27 protein-coding genes are annotated in these 26,277 nt (G+C 69.2%); 16 read left to right on the top strand and 11 right to left on the bottom strand.

Features of this window, described 5'->3' with window-relative positions:
- Window positions 1-77 precede the first annotated feature (77 nt).
- Complete coding sequence (locus ACQB60_RS11210; RefSeq protein WP_496926163.1) at window positions 78-1,571, top strand: PP2C family protein-serine/threonine phosphatase; 1,494 nt, start codon at window positions 78-80, stop codon at window positions 1,569-1,571.
- Window positions 1,572-1,584: 13 nt separating this feature from the next.
- On the opposite strand, the gene ACQB60_RS11205 is transcribed toward ACQB60_RS11210, so the two are convergent.
- From ACQB60_RS11205 to ACQB60_RS11195, 3 genes are all read right to left on the bottom strand, one after another.
- Window positions 1,585-1,917 (bottom strand): DUF2516 family protein, encoded by a 333-nt coding sequence (locus tag ACQB60_RS11205; RefSeq protein WP_496926162.1) that lies wholly within the window; start codon window positions 1,915-1,917, stop codon window positions 1,585-1,587.
- Window positions 1,918-2,070: 153 nt separating this feature from the next.
- Window positions 2,071-2,658 carry a hypothetical protein gene (locus tag ACQB60_RS11200; RefSeq protein WP_496925756.1) on the bottom strand — a complete coding sequence of 196 codons (588 nt, stop codon included), beginning with the start codon at window positions 2,656-2,658 and terminating at the stop codon, window positions 2,071-2,073.
- A gap of 24 nt (window positions 2,659-2,682) precedes the next feature.
- Window positions 2,683-3,105 carry a helix-turn-helix domain-containing protein gene (locus ACQB60_RS11195; protein ID WP_496925755.1) on the bottom strand — a complete coding sequence of 141 codons (423 nt, stop codon included), beginning with the start codon at window positions 3,103-3,105 and terminating at the stop codon, window positions 2,683-2,685.
- A 249-nt stretch (window positions 3,106-3,354) separates the two neighbouring features.
- Here ACQB60_RS11195 and ACQB60_RS11190 point away from each other — a divergent pair, with 249 nt between their 5' ends.
- The 9 genes from ACQB60_RS11190 (at window position 3,355) to ACQB60_RS11150 (ending at window position 12,372) form a co-directional block, all read left to right on the top strand.
- The gene (locus ACQB60_RS11190) at window positions 3,355-4,131 is read left to right on the top strand and encodes a TnsA-like heteromeric transposase endonuclease subunit (RefSeq protein WP_496925754.1); all 777 of its coding nucleotides are present in this window, start codon (window positions 3,355-3,357) and stop codon (window positions 4,129-4,131) included.
- Window positions 4,097-6,211 carry a transposase gene (locus ACQB60_RS11185; RefSeq protein ID WP_496925753.1) on the top strand — a complete coding sequence of 705 codons (2,115 nt, stop codon included), beginning with the start codon at window positions 4,097-4,099 and terminating at the stop codon, window positions 6,209-6,211. Before ACQB60_RS11190 ends, ACQB60_RS11185 begins: the two co-directional genes overlap by 35 nt.
- On the top strand, window positions 6,202-7,230 hold the full coding sequence (locus tag ACQB60_RS11180) for a TniB family NTP-binding protein (protein WP_496925752.1): 1,029 nt from the start codon (window positions 6,202-6,204) through the stop codon (window positions 7,228-7,230). The genes ACQB60_RS11185 and ACQB60_RS11180 overlap by 10 nt, the downstream gene beginning before the upstream one ends.
- Window positions 7,227-8,231, top strand: a complete 1,005-nt coding sequence (locus ACQB60_RS11175; protein WP_496925751.1) for a TniQ family protein — start codon at window positions 7,227-7,229, stop codon at window positions 8,229-8,231. Before ACQB60_RS11180 ends, ACQB60_RS11175 begins: the two co-directional genes overlap by 4 nt.
- Window positions 8,232-8,299: 68 nt before the next feature.
- Window positions 8,300-8,824 (top strand): DUF2199 domain-containing protein, encoded by a 525-nt coding sequence (locus tag ACQB60_RS11170; protein WP_496925750.1) that lies wholly within the window; start codon window positions 8,300-8,302, stop codon window positions 8,822-8,824.
- Between the two features lie 33 nt (window positions 8,825-8,857).
- Window positions 8,858-9,313 (top strand): DUF6228 family protein, encoded by a 456-nt coding sequence (locus ACQB60_RS11165; RefSeq protein WP_387299536.1) that lies wholly within the window; start codon window positions 8,858-8,860, stop codon window positions 9,311-9,313.
- Window positions 9,310-9,783 carry a hypothetical protein gene (locus ACQB60_RS11160; protein WP_496925749.1) on the top strand — a complete coding sequence of 158 codons (474 nt, stop codon included), beginning with the start codon at window positions 9,310-9,312 and terminating at the stop codon, window positions 9,781-9,783. Before ACQB60_RS11165 ends, ACQB60_RS11160 begins: the two co-directional genes overlap by 4 nt.
- A 220-nt stretch (window positions 9,784-10,003) precedes the next feature.
- Complete coding sequence (locus ACQB60_RS11155; protein ID WP_053740928.1) at window positions 10,004-11,488, top strand: AAA family ATPase; 1,485 nt, start codon at window positions 10,004-10,006, stop codon at window positions 11,486-11,488.
- Window positions 11,488-12,372, top strand: coding sequence for an HNH endonuclease (locus ACQB60_RS11150; RefSeq protein ID WP_496925748.1), 885 nt, complete (start codon window positions 11,488-11,490; stop codon window positions 12,370-12,372). Before ACQB60_RS11155 ends, ACQB60_RS11150 begins: the two co-directional genes overlap by 1 nt.
- Window positions 12,373-12,785: 413 nt before the next feature.
- Here the strand turns inward: ACQB60_RS11150 and ACQB60_RS11145 are convergent, their stop codons facing one another.
- From ACQB60_RS11145 to ACQB60_RS11135, 3 genes are all read right to left on the bottom strand, one after another.
- Entirely contained in the window at window positions 12,786-13,547 is a 762-nt protein-coding gene (locus ACQB60_RS11145; RefSeq protein WP_496925747.1) for an ABC transporter permease, read from the bottom strand.
- The gene (locus ACQB60_RS11140) at window positions 13,544-14,575 is read right to left on the bottom strand and encodes an ATP-binding cassette domain-containing protein (RefSeq protein ID WP_496925746.1); all 1,032 of its coding nucleotides are present in this window, start codon (window positions 14,573-14,575) and stop codon (window positions 13,544-13,546) included. The genes ACQB60_RS11145 and ACQB60_RS11140 overlap by 4 nt, the downstream gene beginning before the upstream one ends.
- Before the next feature lie 125 nt (window positions 14,576-14,700).
- Entirely contained in the window at window positions 14,701-15,189 is a 489-nt protein-coding gene (locus ACQB60_RS11135; protein WP_496925745.1) for a MarR family winged helix-turn-helix transcriptional regulator, read from the bottom strand.
- Between the two features lie 130 nt (window positions 15,190-15,319).
- Between ACQB60_RS11135 and ACQB60_RS11130 the strand changes: the two genes are divergently transcribed.
- From ACQB60_RS11130 to ACQB60_RS11120, 3 genes are all read left to right on the top strand, one after another.
- On the top strand, window positions 15,320-16,768 hold the full coding sequence (locus ACQB60_RS11130; RefSeq protein WP_496925744.1) for an MFS transporter: 1,449 nt from the start codon (window positions 15,320-15,322) through the stop codon (window positions 16,766-16,768).
- A gap of 35 nt (window positions 16,769-16,803) precedes the next feature.
- Window positions 16,804-17,250 (top strand): pyridoxamine 5'-phosphate oxidase family protein, encoded by a 447-nt coding sequence (locus ACQB60_RS11125; protein ID WP_496925743.1) that lies wholly within the window; start codon window positions 16,804-16,806, stop codon window positions 17,248-17,250.
- Between the two features lie 142 nt (window positions 17,251-17,392).
- Complete coding sequence (locus ACQB60_RS11120) at window positions 17,393-18,886, top strand: peptidoglycan D,D-transpeptidase FtsI family protein (protein ID WP_496925742.1); 1,494 nt, start codon at window positions 17,393-17,395, stop codon at window positions 18,884-18,886.
- A gap of 50 nt (window positions 18,887-18,936) precedes the next feature.
- Here the strand turns inward: ACQB60_RS11120 and ACQB60_RS11115 are convergent, their stop codons facing one another.
- Window positions 18,937-20,997 carry a HelD family protein gene (locus ACQB60_RS11115; protein WP_496925741.1) on the bottom strand — a complete coding sequence of 687 codons (2,061 nt, stop codon included), beginning with the start codon at window positions 20,995-20,997 and terminating at the stop codon, window positions 18,937-18,939.
- Window positions 20,998-21,062: 65 nt separating this feature from the next.
- On the opposite strand from ACQB60_RS11115, the gene ACQB60_RS11110 reads away from it, so the two are divergent.
- Window positions 21,063-21,716: a TetR/AcrR family transcriptional regulator gene (locus ACQB60_RS11110; RefSeq protein WP_496925740.1), complete on the top strand. Its 654-nt coding sequence runs from the start codon at window positions 21,063-21,065 to the stop codon at window positions 21,714-21,716.
- Between the two features lie 21 nt (window positions 21,717-21,737).
- On the opposite strand, the gene ACQB60_RS11105 is transcribed toward ACQB60_RS11110, so the two are convergent.
- The 3 genes from ACQB60_RS11105 to ACQB60_RS11095 form a co-directional block, all read right to left on the bottom strand.
- Window positions 21,738-22,949 carry a phosphotransferase family protein gene (locus ACQB60_RS11105; protein ID WP_496925739.1) on the bottom strand — a complete coding sequence of 404 codons (1,212 nt, stop codon included), beginning with the start codon at window positions 22,947-22,949 and terminating at the stop codon, window positions 21,738-21,740.
- 100 nt (window positions 22,950-23,049) lie between these two features.
- Window positions 23,050-23,754: an HAD family hydrolase gene (locus ACQB60_RS11100; RefSeq protein ID WP_496925738.1), complete on the bottom strand. Its 705-nt coding sequence runs from the start codon at window positions 23,752-23,754 to the stop codon at window positions 23,050-23,052.
- A 29-nt stretch (window positions 23,755-23,783) separates the two neighbouring features.
- Window positions 23,784-24,680, bottom strand: coding sequence for a winged helix-turn-helix domain-containing protein (locus ACQB60_RS11095; RefSeq protein WP_496926161.1), 897 nt, complete (start codon window positions 24,678-24,680; stop codon window positions 23,784-23,786).
- Between the two features lie 144 nt (window positions 24,681-24,824).
- Here ACQB60_RS11095 and ACQB60_RS11090 point away from each other — a divergent pair, with 144 nt between their 5' ends.
- Window positions 24,825-25,013 carry a hypothetical protein gene (locus ACQB60_RS11090; protein ID WP_496925737.1) on the top strand — a complete coding sequence of 63 codons (189 nt, stop codon included), beginning with the start codon at window positions 24,825-24,827 and terminating at the stop codon, window positions 25,011-25,013.
- On the opposite strand, the gene ACQB60_RS11085 is transcribed toward ACQB60_RS11090, so the two are convergent.
- Entirely contained in the window at window positions 25,010-25,891 is an 882-nt protein-coding gene (locus tag ACQB60_RS11085) for a winged helix-turn-helix domain-containing protein (RefSeq protein WP_496926160.1), read from the bottom strand. The genes ACQB60_RS11090 and ACQB60_RS11085 overlap by 4 nt on opposite strands.
- 156 nt (window positions 25,892-26,047) lie before the next feature.
- On the opposite strand from ACQB60_RS11085, the gene ACQB60_RS11080 reads away from it, so the two are divergent.
- Window positions 26,048-26,233 carry a hypothetical protein gene (locus ACQB60_RS11080; protein ID WP_384849220.1) on the top strand — a complete coding sequence of 62 codons (186 nt, stop codon included), beginning with the start codon at window positions 26,048-26,050 and terminating at the stop codon, window positions 26,231-26,233.
- Window positions 26,234-26,277 lie beyond the last annotated feature (44 nt).

Here is a 26,277-nt window from a genome sequence, read left to right as displayed (position 1 = left end):
GGTCGCCGGTCTTTGAAGAGTGACGTATTCCATGTGCGGTACGTCACTTCGGCGCCTCGCTCAACCTTCGCGGCGTGATGTTCGTCATTCCCCTCAAGACCTCGTCGTGCCCAATTGCGGTCCTGGATGCGGCATATGACGGTGGCCGTTTGCCGGACGCCATTCCCATCAGGCGACGGCTACCGCTAGGGTCCCCGTCTGGTGGGGCGTCGACCTGCGCTTCACCGTGCCCTCGGGGGGAGGGAAGGAACCAAGCGATGCCCGTACCCATACCGCGGCAGAGAGCAGTCCCGGCCGCGGAAGGCGGTCAGGCTCAGCCGTCGGCGGCGACCACCGCTCCCGCCGACGCCGCATCCCTCCGGCCCCTCGGCCCGCAGCCGTCCGGCTCCTCGCTGTCCCTGCTGGTGATCGAGGACGACCCGGCGGGGTCCTTCAGCGTCCCCGAGATGCTCGACGCCGCGGGCAAGCCCATCCGCGTCCGCACCGCCCGCAACCTCACCGAGGCCGAGCGGCTGCTCACCGACGACGTGCACTGCATCCTGCTCGACCTGGCCCTCACCGGCCCCTCCGGCGACGGCCAGGACCCGGACGAGCTCGTCGCGCTCAAGCACGTGCTGCGCCTCGCGCCCCGGCACGCCGTCCTCGCGCTCACCGCGGACGGTGACGCCGAGCGGGGCGCCGAGCGCGGTGCCGAGGCCGTGCGGGTGGGCGCGCAGGACTATCTGCTGCGGGACGAGCTGGACGGGCGGCTGCTCAGCCGCGCCATCCGGTACGCCGTGGAGCGCAAGCGGGCCGACGTCGCCCAGCGCCAGCTCACCGAGTCGCGGCTGCGGGCACAGGAGAACGCCCGTCTGGAGCGGGGACTGCTGCCCACTCCCCTGCTTGAGGGGTCGCCGCTGCGGTTCGCCGCCCGCTACCGGCCGGGGCGCTCGCGCGCGCTGCTCGGCGGGGACTTCTACGACACCGTGCGCACCCCGGACGGCTCGGTGCACGTCATGATCGGCGACGTCTGCGGGCACGGCCCGGACGAGGCGGCGCTCGGCGTGGAGCTGCGCATCGCCTGGCGGGCGCTGACCTTCGCGGGGCTGTGCGGGGACGAGCTGCTCTCCACGCTCCAGCGGGTCCTGGAGCACGAGCGGGCCGACGACGAGATCTTCGCGACGCTCTGCACGGTCGACATCGCCCCGGACGGGCGCCGGGCGGGGCTCTGCCTGGCCGGGCATCCGTCGCCGCTGATCGCGCGGGAGGGGCGGGAGGCCGAGCTACTTCCGTACGAGAACAGCGGGCCCGCCCTCGGGCTGCTGCCGCGGGCCCGGTGGCCGCGGCGCCAGGTCGAGCTCGGCGGCAAGTGGAGCCTGATGCTCTATACCGACGGGCTGATCGAGGGGCGCATCGGGCAGGGCAACCAGCGGCTCGGGCAGGAGGGCATGGTGGAGATGGTGCGCCGCCAGCTCGCCTCGGGGCTGCGCGGTGACGAGCTGCTGGAGGCAGCCGTCAATGAGGTCCGTGACCTCAACGGTGGGGATCTGACCGACGACGTGGCCGTGTTGCTGCTCGACCGCGATCGCTGAGCCCCCGGGGGCCTCAACGGCCGCCGTTGTACGGGCCGTACGGGCCGTCGCTGCTGGAGCCGCCGCTGCGACGGCCGCCGCCGGTGATCTGACGGATCGCGGGGCGCACGTCCACCATGTACACGATCGTCGCGACGAGGCCGATGATCGGCAGGAACGACATGATCGGGAAGAGCAGGTTCACCACGAAGGCCAGGCCGAGGATGATCAGCCAGAACGGCTTCGTCTTCTTGTCCGCCGCCCGGTAGGCGTCCTCCCGGCGGAAGGCGGCGTCGAGAAGCGCGAAGCCGCTGAACACGATCAGGGCCAGCGACAGCAGCCACATGAAGTTCGCGAACCCCTGCATCAGCACAACGTCCACCACCAGTCTCGGCACACCTACGTGATTACGCGGCCACGGTACCCGCTACCCCGTGAACGGGCCGGGCACTCGATGAGTGCCCGGCCCGTTCCGTAGGTCGTTGCCGTTCCGTAGGCCGTTGCTTCTTCGAAGCCGCCGCTACTTGGCGGGCGGCGTCGTCTTCTTCGCGGTCGTCTTCTTGGCCGTGGTCTTCTTCGCCGTCGTCTTCTTGGCGGCGGGCGCGGCCGTGGCGCTCTTGGACTCGGCCGGCTTGTCCTCGGCCGTCGCCGACGCCTCCGGCTCGGCGTCCGGCTCGATGGCCTCGGCCAGGTCGAGGGCCTCCTCGGCGACCTCGCCGCGCCAGTTCCGTACGACCGTGTGGCCGTGGTCGGCCAGGCCGTCGTACCGCTCCTGGAGCTTGACGGCCGCCTCGGCGGCCCGGCCCACGGCCTGCAGCGCCGCGTCCTGGGCCTGCTCGGTGAGCTTCTTGAAGTCCGCGTCGAGGGTGCCGAGGAACTCGGTCAGCTTGAGCTGGAGGTCCTTCGCCTGCTGGGTCACCCGGTCCTGGACGGCCTTCGGGTCGGTGGAGCGCACGTCCTCGAAGCGCTTGGGCGCCTCGTCGATCAGCTTCTCGATCGCGCCCGGCACCTCCTTGGCCTTCTCGGCGACGCGGTCGGCGCCACCGGCCAGGGCGTACAGGGGCTTGGGGTCGGTGAGGATCTTGCGGATGTCTTCGGTCGCGGCCATGGCGATGGTCCTCCCGGATTCGCGTCAGCTTGAGGGTGTCTGCTTCTGCTCGTCGTGCTCGTCCTGCTCGGCATCACCGGATTCCTCGGTGCCGGAGGTCTCGAATCCGTTCTCCTTGCGGAACGACTCGTAGATCTGCAACAGCACTTGTTTCTGGCGCTCGTTGATGGAGGGGTCGGCGAGGATGACGGCGCGCGTCTCCAGCTCGACCCGTTCCTTCTCGTCGAGGATCCCGGCGCGCACGTACAGCGTCTCCGCGGAGATCCGCAGGGCCTTGGCGACCTGCTGCAGCACCTCCGCGCTCGGCTTGCGCAAGCCCCGCTCGATCTGGCTCAGATACGGATTGGACACACCGGCTGCATCGGCGAGCTGCCGCAGGGAGAGCTGGGCGGTCCGCCGCTGCTCCCGCAGATACTCGCCGAGACTGCCGACGTTGAGTGATGCCATGCCTCGATGGTGCGCCACCCTTGCTAACAATTGCAAGCGGCTGCTTGCAAAAGTGCGCTACGCCACTGTCGGGGCGCAGCGCTGACGTGTCTCGCTGAAGGTGAGCCAGTCTCGGTCTATCTGAACCATCTGGTCGCTCGTCTCAGTCAACCTTGACCATCTGTCGATCTATCTCACTCTTCCTGACCCACTGCCGCACCGGGGTCCCTACGGTCTTCGTATCGGGTGGGTGCCGAGCGGGGGTGGCTGATGGTTGAGGAGCACTTCTGGCTGGAGTACGTAGACGCCCGCGACGAGCCGCACGGCGGGCCGCTTGAGGTGATGTGGCCGACCCGTTTCGAGGCAGCCGGGCAGGTACGCGGGTTCCCGTCGTACCGGGGGCAGCGGAACTTCGCGGGCTGGTACTGGGCTGCTACAGGCGGCGACCTGGTCGGCTATGAGTCGTGGGTGGAGCTCGGGCACCTGATGAGGCTGGACGCCGATCCGGATGTGGTGGCGGTGGCCTCGCAGCCGTTCCGGCTGTCGTGGCGGTACGGCGACCGGGCGCGGCGTACCCGCCATACGCCGGACTACTTCGTACGCCGTCGGGACGGCACCGCTGTGGTGCTGGACGTACGTCCGGACGATCGGATCGAACCAGACGACGCGGCGAAGTTCGCGGCCACGGCCGCGGCCTGCGCCCAGGTTGGCTGGGGCTTCGAGCGGGTCGGGATACTCGATCCCGTGCTGGCGGCGAATCTGCGCTGGCTGTCGGGCTACCGGCACCCGCGGGTGCGGCGCGAGCCGGTCGCCGATGCCCTGCAAGCGGTGTTCGCAGAGCCGCAGGGGCTGCTTGCGGGGGCCCGGGAAGTCGGGGATCCGATCGCCACGCTGCCGGTGCTCTTTCACCTGTTGTGGTGCCGAGTGCTGGCCGCTGACCTGGGGGGCGAGTTGCTGGCAGGGGCCACGCGTGTGCACCTCGTTCGTGCGGTGGCGATGGAGGTGGGCGGGGATGCCGGCGCGTCCGCATCTGCTGTCGCTGGGTGATCGGGTTCGTTACGACGGGCGCGAGCACACCGTGGCGGCCCTGCACGGCGCTTCGGTGCGGCTGGTGGATGACGCCCTGGCCGCCAGTGTGGTGCTGCTGGGGAACTTGCTGAGCTCTGAAGGGTTCACCGTGCTCAGCAGCGCGCCGATCCGCCCGCCGCTGCCCGATGCGGGGGTCCTGGAGGGGCTGCCCGAAGACGCCGCAGGGCGAGCCAAGTGGTGGCGAAGGCACCTGACCGAACTGCTTACGGGCCGCCCAGACGTCGATGCTCACACCCCGGTGAAGGCCAAGTACGACCCGGCCGTGAACTCCTTGCGGCAGCGGGAGCTGGCCAAGCTCGCCGAACTACGCGAAGCAGGCGAGGAGGTGGGACTGAGCACGCTGCGCCGGATGCGCTCTCGCTTCGAGCGCGAAGGGGTGGCGGGTTTGGTGGACGGTCGGCAGCGCAAGCCCGCCACCGGCACGAGCCGGGCCGATCCGCGGGTGGTCGAGGCAATCGAGAAGATCGTCAGCAGCCGGACCGACGAGCCGACCGTGTCCGCGCAGGTGCTGCGGCGCAAGGTCGAACGCCTGCTGGCTGCCGAGCACGGCGCGGGAGCCGTTCCTATGCCCTCCAGGGCGACGTTCTACCGCTTGTTGGAGGCCGTCTCGACCGGGCAACATCTGCTGGGCTCGGCCCGTACCCGCCGCTCGCTGAGCAAGCAGCCGAAGCGGATGTTCGGGCAGCTGACGACAGCACGACCAGGTGAAGTGATGGAGATCGACTCCACGCCACTGGACGTAATGGTCGTCCACGACGACGGGACAGTGGACCGCTGCGAGCTGACCGGACTGGTCGATCTGGCGACGAGGACAATGGCTGCGGTGGTGTTGCGGCCCTCGACGAAGGCGGTGGACGCTGCCCTGCTGCTTGCGCGGGCGATGGCGCCGGAGGTGGTGCGGCCGGGCTGGTCAGATGCGTTGCGCATGTCCCGGTCGGTGCTGCCCTATGCCTCGCTGCTGACGCTGGACGAGCGGATGGCCAAGGCCGCCGCAAAGCCGGTGATCGTCCCGGAGATGGTGGTCAGTGACCGCGGAAAGGCGTTCGTCTCGGACAACTTCCGTAATGCCTGCCGCCACTTGGGGATCTCGTTCCAGCCCGCGCATCCGGACACCCCGACCGACAAGCCGCATATTGAACGGACCTTGGGCTCCGTGGCAACGATGTTCGCCCAGGATCTGCCCGGCTACACCGGCCGGAGTGCCGAGATGCGAGGCAGGGATCCGTCCGCGCGAGCGGTTTGGTCCATCCACGAGCTCCAGGAACTGCTCCAGGAATGGGTCGTTTCGACGTGGCAGGTCAGGCCGCACGGCGGGCTGCGGGACCCGTTGATGCCGGATCGCCCGTTGAGTCCGAACGAGAAGTACGCCGCGCTGGTGGCGGCGGCCGGATACGTGCCGGTCGCGCTGAGCCCGGAGGAGTACATCCAGCTCATGCCCCGCGATTGGAGGGTCATCGGTCCCGGAGGGGTGCGGATCAACAACCGTACTTACGATTCCCGCGACCTTGTCCCCTTTCGGCGCCAGCCCTCCGGGGCGGGTCCGGACGGGAGGCTCTGGGAGGTCCACTACGACCCTTATGACATCTCCTGCGTCTGGGTACGCAACCACCGTGGCACGGGCTGGATCACCGCGACCTGGCGCCATCTACGCACTTCGCCCGTCCCAATGGGTGAACTGGTCTTCGACCGGGCCCGTCAGGTGCTGGCCGAACGTGAACGGCGCAAGCCGGACGAGGAAGCGGTCGCCGAGGCTGCGGTCGAGCTGCTTGACCGGGCCGCATCGGGTCCCGAAGAACGCCCTGTCCGGCGGCGGAAAAGCTCGGGCCGAGCGGCCGAGCGGCGTGACCGCAAGGTCGTCGGCCGCACCCGTGCCACCAGCCAGCCGGCCTGGCCTCGTCCCGAGACGCCCGCCGCCTCGCAAGCGCTTCCGGCCGAACCAGCTCACGTCTCCGATGCCGCCGATGAGGGCGAGGAGTTGGCGAAAGTGGTGCCGCTGGGGATCTTCGACGCTCGTGAGGAGGCGAAAAGATGGTGGTGAGCCCCTCCGGAGATGATCGCTCTGGGGCCGACAAAGACGAACGTGTGGAGCCGCCCACCACTCTCACTGGCTGGCGGCGGTTCGTGGAGAAGGATCCGCACCCCTTCGACCTGCTTCCCCGCCCTCGATGGGAGTCGATGAACGACGAGGAACGCACCGACTACGACGAAGCTCGCATCGACTACCACTCAGAACTCCAAGTGGTACGCACGTCCACAGTTAAGGAAGTCGCTCATCAGGGACGCCTTCTGACCCTGCTCAACCGACGCGAGCACGGAGCTCGCCGCGGCCTGATCATCTCCGGCGACCGCACCACGGGCAAGACCACTGCACTCCGACAGCTCGGGCGCCTTCATGAACTGCGCGTTCGGCACAGATCCGGCGAAGGCCAACGCATCCCGGTGGTCTATGTCACCGCACCGCCGAAAGGATCACCCCGGAAGCTCGCCTTGGAGTTTGCCCGCTTCCTCAACATCCCGACCATCACCCCACGCCACAACACCGCCGACATCACGCACTCCGTCTGCCAGGTGCTGACAGAGGCCCGCACGGACCTGGTGCTGGTCGACGAAATCCATCTCATGAACTTGGGCACGATTGCCGGAGAGGAGCTCTCCGACCATCTGAAGTACTTCACCGAGCACCTGCCGGCCACGTTCATCTACGCCGGCATCGACGTCGAACACTCCGGACTGTTCACCGGCATCCGCGGCGGCCAGATCGCAGGTCGCTGCACCCTCCTCCATACCGGGCCCTTCCCGCTGGGCCGTGAATGGGAAGGCCTGGTCGCGACCATGGAGGGCACCCTTCGCCTGCACAGGCACGCCCCCAACACATTGACCAACTTGCACAAATACCTCTACCAGCGGACCGGTGGAATGATCGGCAGTCTCTCCCATCTCGTTCGGGCCGCAGCCATCTCCGCGATCCTGGACGGCAGCGAAAGCATCACCAGGCGACAATTGCACGCCATCCATGTGGACCACGCCAGCGAGAGCACCTACCGGACATCCGCATGATCGGGGTCACGGCCCCGGCCGGGCCGGCACGACCACTGCCTCTGACCTCCCCGCCCTTTCCGAATGAGACTGTTCGGTCCTATGCAGCGCGACTCGCGCTGCTTAACGGAATCCCCCCAAAGCATGTGCTTCGCCGCTTCTACTCGACGGAGAGGCCCCTGGATAGGCTGGATCTCCTCGCCGTTCGCAGCGGTCAGACACCGAAATCCCTGAAGAAGGCTCTGCCCGAACTGACCACCGCCACGGCATGGCACCAGCCGGGCTACCCGTTGATCAACCGGACCTGGGCCTGCGACTTCTGCGCGGCCGCGCATACCGGAAAGACCAGCTGGCAGATCGAGATATGGGGGCTCCGAGACCTCAACCAGCTCTGCGTCAAGCACCGCCGGTGGACAGGCAGTGGCACCGCCTACGACTCGTACTTTGAGCGAAGCGTCGAGATCCCCTCAACCGGTCAGTGCAGCGTTGCGCAAGCGCCCGAGATCGTTGAAGCTCAACGGCGTCTCCACCGGCTCTGCCGTCACAGCAGATACCGCAGGATCCTGCCCGCCTACGACGAATGCTCCAAGTTCTGGCGCGACCTGGCCAGACACGGCTACGCAGCAGACCGCACGGAGCGCAGACTCCGCTTGATCCATCCGGACGAGACCAGTCGGCACCGGCCATACCCATACGCCGAGGCCGCCGACTTCCCCGACGTCGTCCAGGTCGCCGCTCTCTTCGCTTCCTTCTACTGGCGAAAACAAGCCCTCGGAAGCCAGGGAGAGGTTCAGCGCTTCCGCCGAGAGTTCGACAGGCGACTACCCGCAGAGCGGAAGCTAAGGACAACCGCCATCCCCTGGCTCCAAGAAGAGATCGTGCGGCTTGCCCAACGGGTCGACGAGGCCGTCCGCCACCATGAGGCCAGCCTCGACGGGCTCGTAACCGCCCACCCGCACGACCAGTTCCCTCCCCTTCTCATCCGACGGATCTTGAAGCGCTCCCCAGCACACGCACGGTGAACTGCCTCTGCCCTCACCGAGACGGGACTGACGTCAGCAACGTCGGAGCCGATCATTAGGCTCCGCTCATGACCAGCGACCTCGGATTCACATGCTCGTGCTGCGGCAGCCATCACGCCGAACTGCCGATGAACTACTCGGCCACGGCTCCCTACGTCTGGGATCCGCGTTTCGCCGACCGTGCGGACTGCCTGCTCTCGTCAGATCAGTGCGTCATCCAGGCACAGCACTACTTCGTCAAGGGTCTGATCGAGATACCGATCATCGGCAGCGACGAGGTCTTTTCCTGGGCCGCATGGGTCTCCCTCAGCCGGGACAACTTCGCCCGAGCCGCGGACCTCTGGGACACCCGGGGACGCGAATCCGAGGAGCCGTACTTCGGATGGCTGTCCACCGACCTCTTCCTCTACTCGCCCAGCACCATCAACTTGAAGACCCACGTCCACACCCGCCCCATCGGACAGCGTCCGTTCATCGAGCTGGAGCCGACCGACCACCCTCTCGCGGTCGAACAGCGGACCGGCATCACGATGGAGCGTGTCCGTGAAATCGCCGAAGCTGTTCTCCACCCTGCCGACAGCGAATCCAAGTGACGTCGAACATCTTGCTGACCTAGCGTTCCACCCATGACTACCCCCGACGTCGGCACCGGCGATGAGGCCAGCGTGACGATCCGCTGCCAGGACAATGCGTCCGTCGGCGTGACGTTCTGCGACCGGTTCAGCTTCGACGCAGACTCCGTGCACTATGCCGTCGAGCTGCGGGCTCCCGGTCTGACCGCTCGCGTCAACGAGGTCGTCGCCTGGATCTGGGACAGCGATCTCACCGCATTCCTGGAAGAGCTCGCCGCCGACTACCGGGGATGGGACGGCGAACGGAGCTGGCAGACCAATGACCACGACCTAACGGTGTCGGCAGTCTTCCGGTCCGGCGGCCACGTCGGCCTGACCTGGGCCTTGCGGCCGTGGCCTCAGGCCGCAGGTGGCTGGGGCGCCTCTGTGACCACCTGGCTGGAGGCCGGCGAGCAGATGACTTCCCTGGCGGCCGATGTTCGGGCCTTCCTCGCTGAGGAGCACCAGTGACATCCGGCATGCGCATCACCTGGACCCTGGCGGGATCCGGGTGGGCGGACTGCACCCTTGAAGATCGCCAGGCGAGAGTCGAGCTCACCGCGTCCCACATCACCAGTGCGCCCGAGGAGCTCCTGACCGCGGTGGCCCAGCTCGTCGCGGGCGGGTCGGAGACCCGTGCCCAGTTTGAGGCCGAACCGACCGCCTACCGGTGGATCTTCTACCGCGAAGGCGTGGACACCTGGACCCGCGTGCTGGAGCTGCGTCACGGCAGCGATCACGACAACAAGGGACCCGAAATCTGGTCCAGCCAGCTCGGCATCGACCAGCTCGCCCGCACCGCGATCCGCTGCTTCGACGAGGTCGCGCAGACTTACGGTGAGAGCGGCTATCGAGGCAAGTGGGGCGAACACTTCCCACGAACCGAGCTCGAAGCCCTCAGACGCCTCTGGCACGCCCACCACCGCAGCGACAACACATAGCCGCACCGGCCCGCGGCAAAGCAACGGCGGCCCTACTCCAGACTCCAGCGTCGCACTCCAGCCGGGCCGCTGAGTTCGCGACGTCCGCCCCCGCACACCCGTGCGCGCCGCCGCCTAAGATCGCACATCACGACGGAGCACAGTAAGCAGGGGGAGGGCCAGGAAAACCGTGCGATTCGGCGTATTTTATGACGACCGTCGCTTGGCCGAAGGTGGCGCTATGGCGGAGGATCTTTTCGATGCGCTCCTCGTCCACGACACCTGGGACGACGACGGATACCGCACCATGTTCACGTTGCGCGTTCTGACCAGGGAGGGCTGGATCGAGGTCGGCACGGTGAAGATTGGCCACGTGGCGACGGATGGCGAGAACGTTCCCGCCAACTATCTGCTCCCGGAGCGCTTCAGCCGCCTGGACAGCTCGCGCTATTTCTCGGTGGGCCAGGATGAAAGCTATTACTACACGCTGAGCGAGATACCCAGCGCCATCCGGGAGGAAGTACTCACCGCGCTCCGGGATATCGCCTATGACGAGGACTCCTTCCGCCTCGCGCGGAACCAAGATGTGACCCGCACTTCGCTACTGCGCTTCGTCAAGATGTCGACCGTGCGCGGGCAGCTGCGGCGCATCGCACGCGGCGGAGCGCGCCGGGTAAGTTTCGATATCGCCTACGAGCCGCCGCTGCCACCGGCAATGGGTTCCGTGCGGTTCGAATTCAAGGTCGAACCAGGCTCCCGGCCGGCCAGCAACGTGCACGCCCTGACCGGACGGAACGGCGTGGGGAAGTCATATGTGCTTTCCCACTTGGCCCGCGCCGTCGCTGCGGTCGAGCCGCAGATATATGAGCTCGGGCGGATCATCGAGTACGGCCGCGAGGGCCGATCCTTCAACAACCTGGTGACTGTCTCGTTCAGCGCCTTTGACGACTTCCCGCTCGTCGAGGGCGACGAAATGTTCATCGCTTCCTACGTGGGCCTGCGTGTTCAGGGTTCACGATCCCCCAGGTTCAAGACCCCTGGCGGGCTCAGGAAGGACTTCGCGCAGGCCATGAAGGCATGTCTGACGCGCGAGCGCAGCCCACAATGGATCAGGGCATTGCGCACCCTCGACTATCCCGGGAGCGGACTCCTGGAGGAGGGATGGCTGGAGAACTTCGAGAACACCGCAAGCCTGAACAGCCGCGAGAATAAGGCCCGGCAGCTCTTCCGCCGTCTCAGCGCCGGCCACCGGCTCGTTCTGCTCACCATGACCCGGCTCATCGAGCACGTGAGTGAGCGGACCCTCGTCATCATCGATGAGCCGGAAACCCACCTCCATCCGCCCCTGCTGTCCGCGTTCATGCGGGCGCTGTCCGATCTGCTCGCCGAGCGCAACGGGCTGGCCATCGTCGCCACACACTCTCCGGTTGTACTCCAAGAGATTCCTGCCCACTGCGTCTGGAAGCTCTGGCGCTACGGCGGGCAACTCGGAGCCGCGCAGCCCCGCATCGAAACGTACGGCGAGAACGTCGGCGTGCTGACTCACGAGGTCTTCGGTCTGGAACTCACCGAAGCCGGCTTTCTGCACGAACTACGACGCCTGGTCGACGTCGGCTACTCCTACGACGCTGTCCTGGAACACTTCAGTGGACGGCTTGGCAGCGAGGCACAGTTGGTGCTCAGCGCCTTGCTCGGCCAGCGCGACGACGTGGAGGGACACGGCTGATGCAGCACATAGATCCTCCGGCCTTCGACGCACGCGACGTCTACACCACCTGCATCGCCAACGCCCGCCCAAATAGCCGAAAACGGCTGGAGTCGTTCACCGACGCGGTGGCCGATGCAGCAAGTGCGTACGAGGCAGCCGCTCAGGGCCAGGCTCTTCACACCCTCACCGGCCTCGCCGCCACGCCTGGCACCCGTCGCGACCGCAAGGCACTGGAGGGGGTCTACACCGACCGGTTGGCCAAGGACCGTGCTCCGGGCCGCCGCATCTACGAGGCGCTCAAAGGTACGACCGACCAAGAAGGCCGTCGACGGGATAACCGGTGTCCCCTGTGCGGGGAGGGCCTGGTAACCACGCTCGATCACCACCTACCCAAGAACACGTACCCGCTGCTCAGCGTGGTACCGGTTAACCTCATCCCGGCTTGCCGCGACTGCAACACCGGCAAGCGCGCGACAGTCCCCGTCAATGCGGGTGACCAGACCCTGCACCCCTACTTCGACGACTTCTCCCACCACCCCTGGCTTCGAGCTCGTCTCAGGAGGCCACGCGGCAATGAGCAGCCGTCGATGAAGTTCTTCGTTTCCCCCCACCCTGATTGGAGCGACACACTCACAGAACGCCTCCAGAAACACCTGAAGGTGTTCGACCTGGACTACCGGTACAGCCTTCTGGTGAGTAGCCACATCGCATCAACCAACCACGACCTCACGATGATGCCCACTAACTCCGTCGCCCCCTGGCTTGAGCACAAGGCCGAGGGCTGGCGCTACCGGGGTAACCCCAACACGATGGGCTATGCCCTGTTCAAGGCCCTGGCGGCCGACAAGTGGTATGTCAACGGCGGCTGGCGCGGCTCAAGCCCGGAGACAAACCTCGACTAATCGGCCCGACAGCCATTCTCCGAGAAGGCCGATTTGAGGACACGCCACGACTTCGGAGAAGAGGGTGCAACAGCTCACTGGGGCTGGGCGTGACGCCGCAGTCAGTCCGCCGCGGGACCGATCGATGGCGTGGTCATCAGGTTCGCCGACCGGGCCCCCTTCTGCGACCCCCGCGGCCAAGCGCAGAGCCGACGGGCTTGTCGTCGGTTCTCTCTCGTGTCGTGGTTTGGGCGCACCAGACGCGGCACGACTCCGCTCGACGGCAGAGCGACTGGGTTCGATGTCAACGGACAGCTGCTCAGGTTGAGTGAGACAGGCCAGCCATTGCCGTCTCACTCAACCTGAGTCACCCCAGGTCACCGCCTCACGATGGCCCACTTCCATTGAGACGGGACACTCGCGTTCGGCGCGGCTCACACGCGCTTCTTGAAGGTGGCCACCGCCCAGAAGTACCCGACGACGGCCAGTCCCACGCACCAGGCGAGGGCCGCGGCCGTGTCGCCGCCCGACGGGTGGCCCGCGAGCAGGCCGCGCAGGCTCTCGATGATCGGGGTGAAGGGCTGGTACTCCACGAACTGGCGCACCCCGGTGCCCATGGTGTCGGCGGGCACGAACGCGCTGCTGAGGAACGGCAGCATGACCAGCGGGACGGTGGCGAAGCCCGCGGACTCCGCCGTCTTGGCGGCCAGGCCGAGGGCGACGGTGAGCCAGGCGGCCGCGACGCTGACCAGGACGAGGAGGCCCGCGACGCCGAGCCAGTCCAGGGCGCTCGCACCCGGGTCGAAGCCCATCAGGAAGGCCACCCCGATGATGGCCGCGCAGGCCACGACGCAGCGCACCGCGGTGACGACGACGTGCCCGGAGAGCACGGCGCCGCGGGAGACGTCCATGACCTTGAGGCGGTTGATGACGCCCTTGGTCATGTCGTCGTTCACGGCCGCCGAGGTGGCGCCGAGCCCGTAGCTGATGGCCATGACCAGCAGCCCCGGTGTCGCGTAGTCGATGTAGGGGACGCCGACGTCGAAGCCGCCGCCGAGCACCTTGACGAACAGCAGCATCATCACGATCGGGAAGAGGATCGCGTTGAAGACCGTGGTGGGGTTGCGCAGGGAGTGCTTGAGGTTGCGGCGCAGGATGATCGCCGAGTCGGCCAGGGGGGTGGAAGCGGTACTCATCGCGCGATCTCCTCAGAGGTCGTGGAGCCGGTGGTGGTGGTCGTGGCCTGGGTGGCGGTGGGCTGCGTGGTGGCGGGCTGGGCGGCGGTGGGCTGCGCGGTGGCGGGCTGCGTGGCCGTGTGGTCGGTCAGGGCGAGGAAGACGTCGTCGAGGTCCGGCGTGTGCACGGTCAGCTCGTCGGCCTCGACACCCGCCGAGTCCAGCCAGTCGAGGATGGAGCGCAGTTCGCGCTGGGTGCCGTCGCTGGGGATCTGCAGCGACAGGGCCTCGTCGTCCGCGGTGACCTCGCGCAGCGCGGCGGCGGCGGAGCGGTAGGCGGCCGGGTCGGTGAACCGCAGCCGCACGTGCCCGCCCGGGATCCGGCGCTTGAGCTCCTCGGGGGTGCCCTCGGCGACCAGGCTGCCCTGGTTGAGCACCGCGATCCGGTCGGCGAGCTGGTCGGCCTCGTCGAGGTACTGGGTGGTGAGGAAGATGGTGGTGCCCTCGGCCACCAGCTCGCGCACGATCTGCCACATGGTGCGCCGGCTGCGCGGGTCGAGGCCCGTGGTCGGCTCGTCCAGGAAGATGATCTCGGGCTTGCCGACCAGTGTCATCGCCAGGTCCAGCTTGCGGCGCATGCCCCCGGAGTAGGTCGCCGCCAGCTTGTCCGCGGACTCCGTCAGGTCGAACCGCTCCAGCAGCCCCGAGACCACCTGGCCGCCGCGCACCCGCTTCAGGTCCGCCATCAGCTGCAGGTTCTCGCGGCCCGAGAGCAGCTCGTCCACCGCGGCGAACTGGCCGGTCACGCCGATCGCGGCGCGCACCTGCCGGGTGGCGGTGGCCGCGTCGTGGCCGGCCACCCGCACCGTCCCGGAGTCCGCCTTCATCAGCGTGGTCAGGACGTTGACCGTCGTCGTCTTGCCCGCTCCGTTCGGGCCGAGCATCGAGAAGACGGCGCCCGCGGGGACCTCGAAGCCGATGCCGTCGAGGACGACCTTGTCGCCGTATGCCTTGCGCAGTCCCGTGACCGCGATCGCAGAAGTTGTCATGCGACCAAGGTGCCGACGGGTCCTGACACCCCCCTGTCACGCCGCTGTCACGCCACCTGTCGCGGCTGTCACGCCCCTTGGCCCGGCCGCTTCTCCGACGTGGCCGCACCCGCTGCCGGGACGGGCTACTGCGCCCGCTGCCGCGGCCTGCGCGCCCCCTGCGGAGCCTCGGCGGGGGTCGCCAAGTGCCCCGCGACCAGCCGGTTCAGCGCCCGCACCAGGGTGTCGCGCTCCCCCTTGGGCAGCGAGCCGAGCGCCTCCTCGTGCACGCCGTCGACGATCTTCTGACTGCGTACGGCGACCCGGGCGCCCTCTTCGGTGACGGCGATGATCCGGGCGCGCCGGTCCGTGCTCGAGGGGCGGCGCTCGGCGAGGCCCGCCTTCTCCAGGGCGTCCACGGTCACCACCATCGTCGTCTTGTCCATGTCCCCGATCTCGGCGAGCTGGGCCTGGGTGCGCTCCTCCTCCAGGGCGTGCACCAGGACGCAGTGCATGCGCGCGGTCAGGCCGATCTCGGCGAGGGCGGCGGCCATCCGGGTGCGCAGGACGTGGCTGGTGTGGTCCAGGAGGAAGGAGAGGTCCAGGTCGGTGTGGGCGGGAGCCATGGCGGTCATGCGGCCCAGGATAGCCGGATCGAGGGACCGAAGTAGATAGTCTGCAACGGAACTATCTGCTACGGTCCCTCTTGTTCTTCCGGCACCCCCGGCCGCCTCACAGGCCCGGCCAACTCACAGGAGAGAAACCGTGGTTGCTCTGTCCACGCTGGAATCCGCACCCCGCACCCGCCCCCCGCGCCGCCACCTCGCCCTCGGCGTCATCGCCACCGGGCTGCTCATGAACGTCCTGGACGGCAGCATCGTCACCGTCGCGATGCCCGCCATCCAGAGCGACCTCGACTTCACGCCCGGCGGCCTGAGTTGGGTGGTGAACGCGTATCTGATCGCCTTCGGGAGCCTGTTGCTGCTCGCCGGTCGGCTCGGTGATCTGCTCGGGCGCAAGCGGCTGTTCCTCGTCGGGACGGGGGTGTTCACCGGGGCCTCGCTGCTCGCGGGCGCCGCCGGCTCCCCCGGTGTCCTCATCGCCGCCCGCTTCCTCCAGGGCGTCGGCAGCGCACTCGCCTCCGCCGTGAGCCTCGGCATCCTCGTCACGCTCTTCACCGAGCCCCGCGAACGGGCCAGAGCCATCGCCGTGTTCAGCTTCACCGGCGCGGCCGGGGCGTCGATCGGGCAGGTGCTCGGGGGCGTGCTCACCGACCTCCTGAACTGGCACTGGATCTTCCTCATCAACCTGCCCATCGGGCTCGCCACCCTCGCGCTCGCCCTGCCCGCCCTCCCCGCCGACCGCGGGCTCGGCCTGCGGGCCGGGGCGGACGTCATCGGCGCGCTGCTGGTCACGGCCGGGCTCATGACCGGCATCTACAGCGTGGTCAAGGTCGAGGAGTACGGCTGGAGTTCGGGCCACACGCTCGGCCTCGGCGCCCTCGCGCTCGCCCTGCTCGGGGGCTTCGTCGCCCGCCAGGCCACCGCCCGCACCCCGCTCATGCCGCTGCGGGTGCTGCGGTCGCGCAGCGTCGCCGGGGCCAACCTGGTGCAGCTGCTGATGGTCGCGGCCCTCTTCTCCTTCCAGGTCCTGGTCGCCCTCTACCTCCAGAACGTCCTGCGGTACGACGCCACCGCGACCGGGCTCGCCATGCTGCCCGCGGCCCTCGTCATCGGCGCGGTCTCGCTCGGGGTCTCGGCCCGGCTGATCGGACGGTTCGGCGAGCGGGCGGTGCTGCTCACCGGGCTCGTGCTCCTGGTCGGGGTGCTCGGGCTGCTGGCCCGGGTGCCCGTGCACGCGAGCTACGCCACCGACCTGCTCCCCGTGATGCTGCTCGCCGCGGGCTTCGGCCTGGCGCTGCCCGCCCTGACCGGGCTCGGCATGTCCGGCGCCCGCGAGGACGACGCGGGGCTCGCCTCCGGCCTCTTCAACACCACCCAGCAGATCGGCATGGCCCTCGGCGTGGCCGTCCTCTCCACCCTCGCCGCCTCCCGCACGGACCGCCTCCTCACCGCGGGCACACCCCGCCCCGAGGCCCTGACCGCGGGCTACCACCTGGCCTTCACGGTGGGCGCGGGGCTCCTGGTCGCCGCCCTCACGGTCGCACTCATGGTGCTCCGACCTGACCGTGGCGTATCGCCCGATCACACCTGATCAGCTCAACCACCCTTGTTCGAAAGGAAGCCGCCATGTCCGGCCCCGCCCCCCGCGTCCTCACCGAGGACGAGCTCACGAAGATCCTCAGCGAACAGCAGCTCGGCGTGCTCGCCGCCGTACGCCGCACCGGCCACCCGCACCTGTCGACCGTCGTCTACCACTGGGACCCCGAGAGGCGGATCCTGCGCGTCCCCACCACGGCCGACCGGCTCAAGCCCCGCCTCTTCGCCCGCGACCCGCACGCCGCGCTGCACGTCTCCACCGGGCCCTACGCCTTCGCCGTCGCCGAGGGCACCGCCGAGGTCACGCCGCCGTCGACGGAGCCGGGGGACGCCACCGGGCGGGAACTGCTCGCCATGACCGAGGGGTTCGATGACCCCGCGGACGAGGCGGCCTACCTGCGGGAGATGGTGCGGGAGCGCCGCGTGGTGGTCCGGATCCGGGTGGAGCGGCTCTACGGCACCGCGCTGGACGTCTGAGTCCCCAACTGGGTCCCCAACTGGGTCCTCATCCAGTTTTCGTATGACTGTTCTGCAACGAAATCGGGGCACCTCGCCCTCTGAAGGCGGGGGCGAGGTGATGATGAAACGTCACCGACCAGGGTGAAGTTCAGGGGGAAGTGTGAACAAACCAGTCCGGCGCGTCGCCATATTCTGCGGCCTGCTCATCCTCGCGCTGCTCGGCCGTGCCAACTGGGTGCAGTTCGCGCAGAACGACAAGCTCTCCAACGACACGCACAACCGGCGGGTGCAGATCGAGGCGTTCTCGCACCCGCGCGGCGACATCATCGTGGGCGGCAAGTCCATCACCGGGTCCAAGGCGTCGGACACGAAGTCCGACGGGGAGTACTCGGACTTCAAGTACAAGCGGCTCTTCAAGCAGGGCCCCATGTACGCCCCGATCACCGGCTACTTCTCGCAGGCCCAGGGCTCCACCTTCCTGGAGGGCGTCGAGAACGACATCCTCAGCGGCACCGACGACCGGCTCTTCCTGCGCCGCACGGTGGACATGCTCACCGGCAAGAAGCGCCGCGGCGGCGACGTCGTCACCACCATCGACGCCAAGGCCCAGGAGGCCGCGTACAAGGGGCTGACCGACCTCGGCGCACCCGGTGCCGTCGTCGCCCTCGACCCCCGCTCCGGCAAGATCCTCGCCCTCGCCTCCACCCCCTCGTACGACCCCTCGGTCTTCGCGGGCATCTCCAGCAAGGAGGGCAAGGAGTACCAGAAGCTCCTCAAGGACAAGAGCAAGCCGCTCAACAACCGCGCCCTGCGCGAGACGTACCCGCCGGGCTCCACCTTCAAGATCCTCACCGCGGCCGCCGCCCTGGAGCACGGCACGATCAAGGACATCGACGAGCCCACCGGCGCCAGGGCCCCGTACAAGCTGCCGCAGAGCTCCACCCGCATCGGCAACGACGTGGCGGGCCCCTGTGACAAGGCGTCCCTGAAGGTCGGCATGCAGTGGTCCTGCAACAACGTCTTCCTCGACACGGCCTGGAAGGTCGGCAAGGACGACATGCGGGAGACCGCCGAGAAGTTCGGCTTCAACGAGGAGCAGTTCGTCCCGGTCCGCGCCGTCGCCAGCGCCTACCCCGAAAAGCTCGACCAGCCGCAGACCGCGCTGACCGGCATGGGCCAGGGCAGCGTGACCTCGACCCCGCTGCAGATGGCGATGGTCACGGCGGGCATCGCCAACAACGGCAAGCTGATGAAGCCGTACCTGGTCGACGAGTTGCGCGGCCCCGACCTGTCGACGATCGAGAAGAACCAGCCGCAGGAGATGAGCCAGGCCGTCTCCGAGGACACCGCGCACAAGGTCCAGGCGATGATGGAGAACACCGTCGAGAAGGGCACCGCGAGCGGAGCCAAGATCGGCGGCACCATCGTCGGCGGCAAGACCGGTACCGCCCAGCACGGCGCGAACGTCCGCGACGAGCGCCCGTACGCCTGGTTCGTCTCCTACGCCAAGGACGACGACGGCGGCTCCCCCGTCGCCGTCGCCGTCTTCGTGGACCCGAAGGACATGAACATCCCGCGCGAGCAGATCGCGGGTGGCCGGCTCGGCTCGCCGATCGCGAAGTCGGTCATGCAGGCGGTCCTCAAGGAGAAGTGACTCCGGCCGCCGTACGGCGGGTCACCGCCGCCCCGCGAACCGCTTCTGCCTTACGAGTTCCAGGGCAGCGGCCTGCTGTGCAGCACGTCGAGGCGGGACACCGCACGGGTCAGGACCACGTACAGGCGGTGCGCGCCCCGGGGCTCCGCCTCGACGATCGCGGCGGGCTCGACGGCGATCACGTGGTCGTACTCCAGGCCCTTGGCGACCGTCGCGGGCAGCACCGTCACGCGCGCGGCGAGGTCGTCGGGGCCCGCGCACGCGATACCCGCCGCGGTGAGGGCCGCGCGCAGCGCCTCCGTGCCGGCCTCGGCGGCGATGACGCCGAGGGAGCCCTCCCGGGTCAGCGCACGGCGCACGGCGGTGACGGTCGCCGCCGTCACATCGTCCGTCTCCTCGATCCTCAACTCGCCGTCCGCGCGCAGTGACCGCGCGGGCGGCACGTCCACGTCCAGCTCGGCAAGGAGCCGGTTGGCCAGGCCCACGACCGCCCTCGGGACGCGGAAGCCGGTGGTCAGCGGGGCCAGGGCGGCGGTGGGCTTGCCGAGGTGGCGAAGGAGCTCGGGCCAGGAGCGGGCGGCCCAGGGCGTGGTGCCCTGGGCGAGGTCGCCGAGGACCGTGAGCGAGCCGAAGTCGGCGCGGCGCGCGATGGCCCGGCACTCCATCGGGGAGAGGTCCTGCGCCTCGTCGACGACGATGTGGCCGTAGCCCTCGGGCCGTTCGATGAGCCCGGCCAGCTCGTCGAGCAGGACGAGGTCGGCGGCGGACCAGCGGGCCGACTTGAAGGAGCGCGGCGGCCTGCTCCAGCGGATGGCCCGCTGTTCCGCCCCGTCGAGGATCCCGTCGGCCGCCGCCGCGAGCGTGTCCGGGTCGGTGAGCAGCGCGGCGAGCACCTCCTCCGCCTTCGCCCTCGGCCAGACCTGGTCGACGTACGCGGAGACGGGCCGGGCCCGGGAGATCTTCTGCAGCCAGGCGTTGGTCACCGCGCCCGCGCGCCGCTCGGCCTGCTCCCGCACGAGGCGCACGGCCCGGCTGCGCACCCGCTCCCGCCCGATCTCGTACGGCGGCTGCTCGGCGCGCACGTCGTCGACGATGCGCTCCAGGTCGCTGAGGTCCACGCGCCAGCGGTACGAACCGTCCGGGATCGCAAGGGAGTCGGCGGGCGCGCCGACCCGCGCGTACAGGGCCCGGCGCAGCACCTCGGCCATCCGGGCGTCGTGCTTGACCCGGGCCGCCGCCGCGTCGTCGTGGCCGCGCACCTCGTGCCGGGCGATCTCGTCCTGGACGGTGGACTGGCGCACGCCCGTCTCGCCGAGCGCGGGCAGGACCTCGGCGATGTAGCGCAGGAAGGTGCGGTTGGGGCCGAGGATGAGGAGCCCGGAGCGCTGCACGCGCTGGGGGTGGGTGTAGAGGAGGTAAGCGGCCCGGTGCAGGCCGACGGCGGTCTTGCCGGTGCCGGGGGCGCCCTGCACACAGACCGACGCGGTGAGTTCGGCGCGCACGAGGTCGTCCTGCTCGGGCTGGATGGTGGCGGCGATGTCGCGCATGGGTCCGACGCGGGGCCGCTCGATCTCACCCGCGAGGATGCCGCCGGCCGCAGCGACGGCGCCCCCCTCGGCCTCCCCGCCCCGTGGCTCCTCCTCCCCCAGGTGCTCATCCTCCAGCCCGGTGAGGTCGGCGGAGGCGCCCTTGCTGCCGGGCGCCCAGCCGAAGCGGCGGCGGACGGCGACGCCCTGGGGGTCGCGGGGGCCCGCCTGGTAGAAGGCGCGGGAGACGGGGGCGCGCCAGTCGACGACGAGCGGCGGGGCCGAGGGGTGCTCGGTGATGCGCAGCCGCCCGATGTGGTAGCTCTGCCCGCGGTGGTCGCCCGCCTCGGCCGCGGCGGCGTCGAAGTCGAGGCGCCCGAAGAACAGCGGCGCGTCCGGCAGCTCCCTGAACTCCTTGGCGCGGCTGCGCAGTTGATAGCCGAGGACCTCGGCGTCGGCGCCGGACGCGGAGACGTTCTCGCCGGTGATGACGTGGTCCTGGGCGCCTTGGACCATCGCGTCGAGGGCGGTGCGGCAGGTGTCGTGGTAGCCGCGTTCCTGGGTGAGGGCCTCGTCAGGTGTCATGCCGAGCAGAATAACGTAACCGAGTTAAATTTCTTACCGAGATTCAGATGGCGTACGCTGCTCCCATGACGACGAGCGGCGAAGCCGGCGAAGTGGGCCTGCGCGAGCGCAAGAAGCAGCGGATGTACCAGTCGATCTCCGAGGCGGCGATCGCCCTCTTCCTGGAGAAGGGCTTCGACAAGGTGTCCGTGGCGGAGGTGGCGGCGGCCGCCGAGATCTCCAAGCCGACGCTGTTCCGGTACTTCCCCACCAAGGAGGACCTGGTCCTGCACCGCTTCGCCGACCACGAGGACGAGGCGGCGCGGGTGGTCGCGGGCCGCGCCCGGGGCGAGTCCCCGCTGGCCGCGCTTGAGCGCCACCACCTCGACGCGGTGGCACGCCGCGACCCGGTCACGGGCCTCAGCGACCACCCCCACGTCCTGGCCTTCCAGCGCCTGCTGTACGGGACTCCCGCCCTCGTCGCCCGCATCCCCGGCTACCAGGAGCGCTCGGAGGCGGCCCTCGCGAAGGCGCTCGACGGCGGCGACGGCACGGAGGAGGCCGGGCTCGACGCCCGGATCGCGGCGGCGCAGATCGTGGCGGTGCAGCGGGTGCTCGCCCTGGAGAACGGGCGGCGGATCGCGGCCGGGGAGGCGGTCGACGAAGTGGCGGCCGAGGCGGTGCCGGCGACGGAGCGGGCGTTCGCGGGGCTGCGGCGGGGGCTCGCCGCGTACGCCTAGCTCAGGTCAGGCCACGCCAGGTCAGGCCAAGTCAGGTCCGGCCTGGATCGAACTGGTTCGCACCGGTTCGGCGCGCAGGCCCAGCCAGCCTGCCAGAGAACGCAGTTGAGGGTCCGCACCAGCTGTTCCGGCCCCCGAGAACCGCTCCCCCACGTCCCCCGCGTGCCACGCGCGCAGCGCCGTCACGACCCGGCCCGTGCCCGGCACCCCCTTCAGCCTCAGGGGCCCGGCCGCCCGGCGCAGCGCCCGGCGCACCGGGGCCGCCGCCGCCTCGAAGTCCTCGTCGGCGGGGGCGGCGGGCAGGGCAAGGGCAGCGCGCATGATGTCGGGGAAGACCGACTGGGCGTACTCGAAGTCGAGGTAGACGGGCAGGTCGGTGTCGAGGCCCTTGGTCAGCTCGGCCCGGCCCGCCTCGGTCAGCTCGTCGGCCCACAGGTCGCGCATCCGGTCGTGCTCGGCCTCGTCGTACTCCATCCGTACGAGGTGGGTGGCGAGTTCGTGGACCGGGTCGCCGAACATCGACAGCTCCCAGTCGATGACCGCGGTCCTGCCGGGGCGCACGACGACGACGTTGGCACGGTGCACGTCGGTGTGGATGAGGCAGAAGGGGCGCGGGGCGAGCAGCGGGAGGCGGCCCGCGAAGGCGGTCATGGCGTCGGTGCGGACGCCCACGGCGCGGAAGAGGGCGCCGAAGCGGCGCCGGTTGTGGCGGTGCACGCGGAGCTCGGTGAAGTCGATGAGCCAGCGCAGGAAGGACTGGGTGTCGCCGGAGACGGGCCAGTCGGCGGGCAGCGGCGGCAGCTCGCTCTCGGGCACGCAGGCCGTCCGGGCGAAGAAGCGAGCGAAGGAGCGCAGCAGCTCCTCGCCGACCGGGCCGTGCGGGATCTCCTCGGAGAGCGGCCTGCCCGGCACATAGCTGTGGATCGACCAGTCGCCGAAGTCCGCGAGGCAGCGCGGGACTTCACCGAGGTGGCGGGTGACCGCCCTGAGGACCTCGGCCTCGCTCGGCCAGATCCGGGGCACCACCTCCACCGCGTCCAGCGGCGTGCGGAACTTGGCCCGGGTACCGAAGGGCATCCGGCCGAGGAGGAGGGCGAGCGGCCAGTCCAGCGGAACCACGTAGTTCCGGTTGTGGTGGCCGACCGCGACCTCGCCGCCCGGCCGGTCCCGGTGGGCGGCCGCGAAGCGGCGGACCAATGCCTCATGGGCTCTTCGAGGCAGGGGTGACGACATGCTCGCTGAGGGTAGCTGTCTCACGGAGCGATACCCGCCGCTTGCCAGCATGTGGACAGATGTTGCGTCACCTTTGCATCAGGTGTGCGTGCACCGCTGGTCAACGGGCGCCACGCTTGACCGACTCCAGGACCGGCTGGAGCGAGTCCACGACGACCCGGGCGCCCGCCGCCGCCAGCTTCGCCGCCTTCGCCTCGCTGTACGCGTATCCGAGGAAGCGCACCCCGGCGTCGCGCGCGGCCGCGTGGTCCGACGGCGTGTCACCGATCATGAGGGCCGCGCCGGGCGACACCCCCATCGCGTTGAGGGCGCGGTGCACGCAGTGCGGGTCCGGCTTGAGGAGGCTGAGGTCCTCCTTGAGGCGGCCGTATATGTGCGGCGCGAAGCAGTCGGTGAGGCCGCGCGTCTCCAGGTAGTCGGCGACGGCCAGCGGAGAGTTGTTGGTGGTGACGGCGAGCCGGGCGCCCGTGGCCGTCCAGGTCCGGATCAGCGGATCGGCGTACGCGGTGGGCAGCGCGGAGCGGACGGCCTTCAACTCCTGCTGGGTGAGCCGCTCCTCGAGCTCGGTGACGAGGTCGCTGCCGGGGTGGCGGTGATCGACGACACGCAGCACCACATACGGGTCGGCCTCGCCGCTCAGCTCGTCGGTGGGCAGTCCGCGCAGGCCCCGCTCGCGCAGCCAGCGCACCTGCTCGTCGGCGATCGTGCGCGCCGAATGCCCCGCGAACAGACCGCAGATGGGGCCATCGAAGTCCCACAGCACACAGCGCACGCCGTCGAGGAGGGCCTCTATCGCACCATTCACATCACTCGCACCCGTGGAATCAGTAGTCACTAGGAGAGTGTCAGGTCCAGCGTGATGGTTTCCCAGAGGGCGTCGAACCAGTTCTGGGACTCCTCCACGAACATGGAGTCGCGCGCACTGCCCGTCGCCTTCTCGAAGGAGAAGAGCGGGGACCGCAGACCGCCCGCGTCGTACAGCTCCAGGGTCTCGTTCCCCGCCTCGAAGGCCAGCTCCTGCCGCGAGAGCGTGTAGTACGCGAGCAGCGCCTCGCGCCCGTTCAGGAGGTAGAGCTTCACCGGTGTCGTGAACGGCAGGGCGCGGAAGGTGACATTGACGTCGATGCCGTGCGAGCTGCGCAGCGCGAGCAGGTTGTGGCGGAGCACCTGCCCCTGCGCGTTGCGCTGGTTGAGCCAGCGGCTGTGCAGGCGGCCGTCGTCCGCGCCCGTCACCGGGACGGGGAACGCCAGGTCGATGTCGCTGCTGGGCAGCAGGATGCGCACGTCGATCGACTCGGGGCGAATGCTTTCGTCGTGGATGCGGCGCACCGGCTCGCCGAGCGCGAGCATCAGGGTCTCCGCCGTGTACGAGACCACGTCGATGCTCACGTGGGGCTCGGCGAAGGCGGCGGTGAGGCGCGGTGCGAGCCCCACCATCGAGGGCTGCGGCTCCTCGCCCGCCGGGGCCGCCTCCGGGGCCTGCTCGGCGATCCGTGGCGGGGCGCCCTTGCTGACGTGGTCGAGCAGCCCCTCGTCCTGGAGCTTGCGCAGCGCCTGGCGCACGGTGCCGCGCTCCACGCCGAACTCGTCGGCGAGCCGGCTCTGGGTGGGCAGCCGGTCGCCGGGCCTGAGGTCACCGGCGCGCATCCGGCCGCGGAGCTCCTCGGCGATGTCGTGGGGGGAGAGCTTTCTCTTGCCGTCCACTGCGACGTTCTCCTTGGTCACGACCAGACGATACAACTGCCCGGCCATCTCAGGGGGTTGCGGAAAGTTGAAGGCCACTTGTTTATGAACTCCCGCCAAGCGGGGACAACTTGAGTGAACTTGGCTGCCAACTCACCTGAGTTGGCAGCCACTTCAGAAGGAGGCGCCACCATGCGAGTCCTGTCCCTTCTCGCCGCCGTCTTCGTCGTCACCGTCGACCAGTTCGTGCAGTGGAAGTACGGCCCGGCCGGCATCGCCGGTCTGCTGCTCCTGACCATCGGCGTCCGCGCGCGCAACGCCACCTGCAGCTCGCTCGGCGCGGTCGTCCTCGCCCTCTCGATCACGGGCCCGGCCCTCTAACTCAGCTCCAGGTCCTGGCTGATCGTCTCCCAGAGCGCGTTGAACCACAGGTGCGACTGCTCCACGAAGGTCGTGTCCCGCAGCCCGTCGCCCTGGTGGAAGGGGAAGAGCATCGACTGCGACCCCTGGGCGTCGTACATCTCCACGGAGTCGTGGCCGAGCGTCTGCCCGCTCTGCCTGGTGAGCGTGTAGTACGCGAAGAGCGCCTCCGCGCCGTTGAGCAGGTACAACTTGACCGGGGGCGTGAACGGCAGCGCGCGGAAGGTGACGTTGACGTCGATGCCGTGCGAGGTGCGCAGCGCCAGCAGGTTGTGCCGCAGCACCTGCCCCTGCGCGTTGCGCTGGTTGAGCCAGCGCTCGTGCAGCTGCTCCCCCTCCTTGCCGCCGCCGTCCACCGGCGCGGGGAAGGCGAGGTCGATGTCGCGGCTCGGCAGCATCACCCGGACGTCGACCTTGGCCGGTTTTCGCTCCCCGGCGTGGATCCGTCGCAGCGGTTCGCCGATCGCCATCGTCAGGGATATCGCCGTCAGGCAGAGCGCGTCTATCTCGACGTGCGGAGCGTCGAACGCGGCGGTGATGCGCGGTCCGAGGCCGACCATCGTGGGCTGCGGTTTCACCTCCCCGGGGCCACCGCCCGGGCCCGCCGTCGCGTCCGCGACCTTGGGCGGGCTGCCCTTGGACACATTGGCCAGCAAGTGCTCGCCCTGCAGGATGCGCAGGGCCTCGCGCACCCGCCCGCGCTCCACGCCGAACTCACCGGCCAGCTCCGCCTGCGTGGGCATGCGCTGGCCCGGCCGCAGCAGCCCGGACCGGATACGGCTGCGCAGCTCGTCGGCGACCTCGCGGGAGGACCTGTGCGGCCCCTTCCGCCCATTCATCGAGGCTTGTTCCGCGCTCACACTATGACGGTACAACTTCGCGCCATCTTTGGGGAGTTGCTCGAAAGATGGTTATGAGCCTAGCCATCACGGAGATAAGTCCCTTGGACTTGGTTGCCAACTTAAGCAACGTGGTCCCGGATAAGGGGGGAAGCCATGCCACTGATCGCCCTCGTCATCGCCGCCGTCGCCATCGGCTTCGAGCAGCTCGTCCAGTGGAAGTACGGACCGATGGGCATCATCGCCTTCATCGCGCTGTCCATCGGCATCAAGGCCAAGAACACCACCCTCAGCGGCATCGGGGCCGTGATCCTCGTGATGCTGCTCGCCCAGTCAGGCTGACCGGGCTCCCATCCGGAGGGGAGCCGGGAGTCCGGTCACGCCGT

Origin of the sequence: Streptomyces odontotermitis, assembly GCF_050510915.1 — a bacterium.
Classification (GTDB): domain Bacteria; phylum Actinomycetota; class Actinomycetes; order Streptomycetales; family Streptomycetaceae; genus Streptomyces.
Note: the sequence above shows the minus strand (reverse complement) of the source record. Positions and strands in the feature narration are given on the sequence as shown.